Origin of the sequence: Steroidobacter sp. (assembly GCF_016790065.1) — a bacterium.
Taxonomy (GTDB): domain Bacteria; phylum Pseudomonadota; class Gammaproteobacteria; order Steroidobacterales; family Steroidobacteraceae; genus Steroidobacter.
Map to the genome: position 1 here is coordinate 1 of NZ_JAEUPY010000746.1, position 5,076 is coordinate 5,076.

Below are 5,076 nucleotides of genomic sequence, written 5' to 3' on the forward strand. Positions count from 1 at the left end.
GTTCTTGATCGACATGGCTCTGGGCAAGGTCGAACAGAAACTTGACTGGAACAGCACGGACATCGACGTGAGCGGCCGCGGCGGCGATCGCGGCTTGCGTGGCATCGCATTCTACGGCGACCACGTCATCGTCGCCGCCAATGCCGAAATCCTGTTCTTGGATCGGGAGTTTGGTTGGACCCACACCTATACCTGCCGCTATCTGCGTCATTGTCATGAGATCGCAGTCGCCGCTGACCTGCTGTTCGTCACCTCGACGGGCTTCGACAGCATTCTCACCTTCGATCTGCGGGCACGGAGTTTCACACGTGGCTTGCAGCTGAGCTATCAACACGGCATGGCGGTCGCGAACAGCTTCGATCCGCAGTCGGCACACGGCCCCGCGCCTCGCCAGTCCTTGCATCTCAACAGTGTCACCGCCACTGCCGATGATATTTATGTCAGCGGCCTGCATACGCAAGAGTTGCTGCGCATCCGCGGTGAAGAGATCGCCGCGGTCGCGAAAATCCCCTCGGGAACGCATAACGCGCAATGGCTCGAAGGCAGTCTGCTCTATAACGACACTGCTTCCGACCGGTTGTGTTATCGGACCGCCGAGCGGCTGGTGACCATGAGCGTTCCTCAATACGAGCCGGGTCGGATCCACAATCCTGAGCGCATCGAGGCGAGTGTGGCACGACCTGGCTTTGCCCGTGGCCTGTGCCCGGTAGCGCCGGGTTACGTCGCTGGCGGATCGTCGCCTTCCACCGTTTCGATCTATCACTTGGCTAGCGGCACGCGAACGATGAGCCAGAGCCTGTCGATGGACGTCCGCAACGCCATCCATGGAGTAGCGGTCTGGCCGTACGGTTAGCAGCCTGACAGCTCATCTGAGAGTGCGCTCGAAGAACTCGAACACCTTGTCCACGGGCCGCGCCCGCGGCCCGAAATGTCCGGCTTCCGGCGCGATGGCAAACTCCACGTGCGTCCCCTGCTCCAACAGCCGGTAGCCCAAGTCGATAATGGCCTCCATGTGCCCGGAGGTATCCAGCTCTCCCATCGAGATGAACGTCGGTGCCCGCCACGCCTGGATCCTCGCGATCGACGACGAGGCAAACGCGAGATCTTCGATCTGCATGCGTTCTGACAACCGGATATAAGGCGGCGGTGCACTGGCACCCGCGCCGCTTTCCTGTTCTTCCTGCTGATCCTTCTGCATCTCGACGTTCCAATCCGCGACGCCACTCAAATGAGCGCCAGCCGCGAAGTATTGCGGTAGCTGGGTAAGCGCGAGCCCCACGATGTGTCCGCCGTAAGAACCACCCATGATGCCCATACGACGCGCATCGACATCGGCACGACCAGCCAGATACTTCGCCAGCGCCGCCAGATCCTTGACCTCGCTGCCGCCGGTCGCGCCCCGCCCTGCCGGCAACCGGTAGTTCAGCCCGAAGCCATCGCACCCTCGATAGTTGATCTCGACGAAGATATAGCCGCGACTCACCGCGTACTGACCCAGCGCCGAATACAGAGCGTTGCCTGGCGACACCCGTCCATTCGGGCCACCCTTGCTGGAGATGATGACGGGAAAACCTCGCTTGGGTGGCGCTTGCTTGGGCACCATCAGCAGGTGATGGCTCATCACGCCATCCTCGGCACGTAACGGCAGCACCTCGGCATCGACGAACTGTGACCAGATTTTCTGATCGCGCGTTGTTTCTTCGGCACTCGGAGTGAGCACTCGCGCCTGGTTGGCGCTGCGCTCGGTCCGAACGATCATGCGTCGATTCGGCATCCGACCTGCCAAGTTCGCAATGTATGCGTAGCCGCCGCTCGCGGTGAACTTTGGCGAGTGTTCTACGCCTTTGCCGCTGGTCAGCTGTTCCGGAGGCGTGACTGCATCCAGCGCCACCCGCCAAAGATGCAATCGTGCAAGATCGCCCACGTTGGATGCATACAGCAGATGGCTGCCGTCAGGGCTCAATGTCGGCGTGGCAACTTCGCCTTCTCCTGTCGTCAGTGCGCGCGCCTCCCCCCCTTGAGAGGACACAGAGTACAGCGCCAGCCAGCCGCTCTTCTCCCAGGGAAAAACCAAGTGTCCCGCACGCGTCCAAAACAATTGTGATGCTTCGATATCAGGCTGCATCCACGCGCCGATTCCGAACGGCCGAAACACACTGCCGGCACCAAGCTCAGCCTGCCACACAGTGCGGACAGTTCCCTCCGCGGCGTTCGCAATCAACAGACGCCACGGTGCGCCATCGATCGTTGGCGAGAAACGATAACCGCGCGTCCAGTTGGATGCGGTACGCACGAATGCGAGCTCCTTGCTGTCGGGCGACCAGACCGGCGAAAGGTCGCGAAAGATCCCCGGATCGATATAACGATGGGCGCCAGTCGCGAAATCATAGATGCCAATGTAACTCTGCTTCGCCTTGCGCCAGCTGACGAAGGCCAGGCGCCGGCCATCGGGTGAGTAGATGAGGCTGCTGAGCTTCACCGCCGCGTAGTGTTCGGCGTCACGCTGCAAGAGCGCTCGCTTCTCGAGACCCTGCGCCGCCACGCGATACTCATAAAGCATGGTGCCTTCGGCGGTGACGAATCTCTGCCCGTCCGGCGCGAACACCGGCACGCCAGCAGGCACATCAGCCCCCTGCGCCAAGCGCTGGGGCTCTCCCTGCCGAGCGTCGACGCGCCAAAACTCCCGGCGATCCTCGGCCGCGTAAGAACCAAACGCCGGCAACGACTCCCCCAGCGTGTAGAACAAAGTACGCCCGTCGGTTGAAGCATAGACGGCTGTCAGCGCCCCGCTTGCAGACACCGCGCGCCGTTTAGGTTCGAAGCCCGGCGCACTGGCCGCATACAGGACATTGCCTTCGATCCACGCGACATAGTCGCCCTGCGGAGCAACGATGAGATCTTTCGCATCGAAGCGCAAAGTGTCATGCGCGGCGATGGACTCCGCCAATGTGAAGGATTCCTTCTGCCGCTGCGCCATCGACACCGACGTGACCATGCACAGTGCCATGACCGCGTAAGTGCCACGCCAAGCGGCTCCCATCTTTGCCATCAACGCAGCTACGCTAGCCAACGACATTGCTGGAAGGTCTCATCACTTCGTGGTGGGATGCCCGATCGGCACGGCGAGCGAGCTGGGACGCGTGGCATCGTGAAACAGCTTCACAGTAACGGGCTGCGCATCCTTCATCGATTCCAGCGCCACCACCCCGCCGCTGTTGTAGTTCTTTTGACTGTTCAATGAATTCATCGGCTCCACCACCAATCGCAGCCGACTACCCTTGGCCACGCGTCTCGAGACGAAACGGAAATCGTCGAAGTCGTAACGCAGCGGCTCCCGCGTACGAATGAGCTCCGGCTCGCGCGCGCTGCGCCGGTAGCGAGCCCGCATCTGGGCGCTGCTCAGAGCGATGCTGCTGCCGTCCTGGCCGATCTCATACACGCTCACCGAGAAGTCCGTGTCCGGACGATCGATGGCCAGCCACGCACTGAACTTGAAGAAGCCGCTGATCTCGGTGTCCTGTACGAACGGCGCGCTGTGATACACCAGTTGCCGACCGCTGTTGGCGTAGATCAGCCGTTGATCGACCAAGCCACCCAGATCGGTCTTTGCGCTTTCGATCACCGCAGAGCTGGTATCGCGAGGGTCATAGACATAGGTATCGGGCTTGCCTCGTCCAGCCTGAGGCTGGAGCGCTCCCGAAGCGAACACATCCGAAGCGTTGACCTGGGAGTCGAGGAACAGTGTCTGGGTGCTGTGCGTGACCGCATCCAGCGTCTGCGCGTAACGCCATTCTTCGGCGCCCATCACGTAGTAGGCAACCGGAGCGCGCAGGAACTCGGGCTTCGCTCCATCTGCCATCGTCCACGCATACCACTGCGCGTGCAGTTGAGGCAGATCCACCAGGCTTGCCTGGCCGAACGTCAATCCGCCGAACTGCGCCTTCGGCGTGCGCGTTCCAGCATGATCCCAAGGACCGATGATCAGATAATGCCGCGCGCGAGCTTCCGGCGTCGCATGGCGCATGTGCTCGCGATAGAACATCAACGCGCCCGGCTGATCGCTGTCATGGCTGCCGGTGATGGTCAGTATCGGCATCTGCATCCGGCCGTACTGCGCCGGCGTGGGCACGTACGCATCCCAATATGCATCTCGATGCGGGTGCTGCAACCACTCCTGAAAAATCGGCGAAGGGTTGCCTACCAGGGTGTCGAGTTCCTGCAGCGGGCGGCCCGCTTCGAACCACTCCCGATTGATCGCGCCCCAGAACTCGTGATCGGCAAACAGTTTGTCTTGTGAAGTGCGCCCCGAGGTGTAAGTCAGCCACTGAATCATGTACGGATAAGGCATGTTGGCAAACATCGGAAAATCCAGCCCGGGATAAACCGACGCGACCGGCACGATGGTCGACAGATGCGGCGGCAGTTCCTTGGCCAGCGCCCATTGATCGTAGCCGGCGTAAGAACCGCCCCAGCTCGCAACTCGACCGTTGCAATAGGGCTGCTTGGCCAACCACTCCACCACGTCGTAGCCATCGTTCGCTTCCTGGAGAAAAGGCCGGAACGTGCCTTCCGAGTTGCCGCGGCCGCGCACGTCGATGGTGAGGAACGGAAAACCACGCGCCGCGAAGTACACACCGCGATCGTGATAATTCTGTGCGACATACGGCGTCACCGTGAAGATGCAGGGAGCCGGTGCTTGCTGCGCCTTCGGTGTATAGAGCGTCGCATTCAACCGCACACCGTCGCGCAGTGGAATTTTCACGGACCATTCGAACTTTATTTTCTGGGCATCGGATGCTTGCGGCGGTGACGGCACTTCTTGCGCCTGACTGACCGCCGCCACTGAGAGCAGCACCGCCCCCACGCGAATCTTTCCGAACCACTCCTTCATGAGGCTCATCGACTCAAGCTCCCCACACATCGGCGAACAACCTGACGAAGTTGCCGCCTAGAATTTTCTCGATGCGTCGCTCCGACCAACCTTTGCGACTCAAATCGTCCGCCAGGCTCATGAAGCGCCGCGGCTCGTTGTATTCCGGGATGACGTTGAACACCTCGGGATCTTCGCCGGGAGCC

Annotated in this window: 4 protein-coding genes; 1 reads left to right on the plus strand and 3 read right to left on the minus strand. The window is 61.2% G+C overall.

Features of this window, described 5'->3' with window-relative positions; all coding sequences use genetic code 11:
* Positions 1–853 (plus strand): hypothetical protein (locus JNL55_RS30515; RefSeq protein WP_293863470.1); only part of this gene is annotated, 853 nt, incomplete at its 5' end.
* A 12-nt stretch (positions 854–865) separates the two neighbouring features.
* Here JNL55_RS30515 and JNL55_RS30520 read toward each other — a convergent pair.
* The 3 genes from JNL55_RS30520 to JNL55_RS37565 are packed head-to-tail and all read right to left on the minus strand — an operon-like array spanning position 866 to position 5,054.
* Positions 866–3,076 (minus strand): S9 family peptidase, encoded by a 2,211-nt coding sequence (locus JNL55_RS30520; RefSeq protein ID WP_293863472.1) that lies wholly within the window; start codon positions 3,074–3,076, stop codon positions 866–868.
* A gap of 15 nt (positions 3,077–3,091) precedes the next feature.
* Positions 3,092–4,900 (minus strand): CocE/NonD family hydrolase, encoded by a 1,809-nt coding sequence (locus JNL55_RS30525; protein ID WP_293863474.1) that lies wholly within the window; start codon positions 4,898–4,900, stop codon positions 3,092–3,094.
* Positions 4,901–4,904: 4 nt separating this feature from the next.
* Positions 4,905–5,054 carry a membrane dipeptidase gene (locus JNL55_RS37565; protein WP_415923191.1) on the minus strand — a complete coding sequence of 50 codons (150 nt, stop codon included), beginning with the start codon at positions 5,052–5,054 and terminating at the stop codon, positions 4,905–4,907.
* Positions 5,055–5,076: the final 22 nt, after the last annotated feature.

What these genes read in the sequence shown, in the direction of transcription:
- JNL55_RS30520 (WP_293863472.1), bottom strand. Translation starts at nt 3,076, where the DNA reads ATGTCGTTGGCTAGCGTAGCTGCGTTGATGGCAAAGATGGGAGCCGCT.
- JNL55_RS30525 (WP_293863474.1), bottom strand. Translation starts at nt 4,900, where the DNA reads ATGAGCCTCATGAAGGAGTGGTTCGGAAAGATTCGCGTGGGGGCGGTG.